Source organism: Streptomyces sp. SID3212 (assembly GCF_009865405.1).
Lineage (GTDB): Bacteria > Actinomycetota > Actinomycetes > Streptomycetales > Streptomycetaceae > Streptomyces.
The window spans coordinates 1-920 of the sequence record NZ_WWJY01000959.1; the positions used below are offsets into that span (position 1 = coordinate 1).

At 73.7% G+C, this 920-nt stretch carries 2 protein-coding genes; one reads left to right on the forward strand and one right to left on the reverse strand.

Annotation, left to right across the window (positions count from 1 at the left end):
• Positions 1 to 470, reverse strand: a 470-nt coding sequence (locus GT042_RS39495; protein ID WP_345943959.1) for a DUF6597 domain-containing transcriptional factor, incomplete at its 3' end; no start/stop codon positions are given.
• A gap of 83 nt (positions 471 to 553) precedes the next feature.
• Here GT042_RS39495 and GT042_RS28630 point away from each other — a divergent pair.
• Positions 554 to 920: CU044_2847 family protein (locus GT042_RS28630; protein WP_161311604.1), on the forward strand; the 367-nt coding region annotated here is incomplete at its 3' end.

The following is a 920-nucleotide window of genomic DNA, read 5'->3' on the forward strand; positions in this document are numbered from 1 at the left end:
GCCTCCAGCGCGGCGGCCGGGTCCCGGGCGGCGTCGAGGCGCGCGGTGAGCCGCCGTACCTCCGCCGGGGACCACAGGTCGGCCAGTTCGACGCGGCGGTCGCGCAGTTCGTGGGCGGGCACCCCGAGCAGGGCGGGCGCGGTGCCGGGCGCGAACCGCACCCCGGAGCAGCCCGTTGCGGGCACGGTGGAGTGGTGGGCGCGGGTGTCGGGCCCGGCGACGAGCAGCCGGCCCCCGATCCAGAGCAGGTCCATGCAGCCGTCGGGGAGTACGGGGTACGGGGCGGTACCGCCCGCGCGTGTCGCGGTCTTCGTGGCCTCTGTGGCCTCTGTGGTCTGCGTGGTTTGCGTGGTTTGCGTGGCCTGCGTGACCTTCGCGGTCTGCGGGGCCTGGCTGACCTTCGTGGTCTCCTCCGCCGTCTTCGTCCAGACGACCGCGCCGTCCAGCCGCGAGGCCCTTTCGTCGTACATACCGATGAGGCTAAACCGTCTCCTGCCGGGCGGCGCTGATCCACAATGGTCGCTCCTACGCATTTCCTACCGCGGGGGCGACGATGACGGCACTGATGGAGTTCACCACCGACAGCGGGGCGCGGGTGATGGTCGAGGTCGACCGTGACGCGCCGGGCGCGAGGCCTGTCAGCCGTGGCAACTCCCTCGCGCAGGCGGGCCGTACGTTCGACGAGGCGCTGGTCGGGATCCGCGCGGCGGCCGAATCGGCCCTGGCGGTGTTCCGGGACGGGCCGCTGAAACCGGACTCCGTGGAGCTGGAGTTCGGGGTGAAGCTGATGGCGGAGGCCGGTGCGGTGATCGCCAAGAGCTCGGCGGAGGGGCATCTGACGGTGAAGCTGTCGTGGGCGCCGGGGTCGGGCAGGGTGCCGGACGGCGGCGGCGCGCCGGGCGCGGGGGCCGGACCGGTGG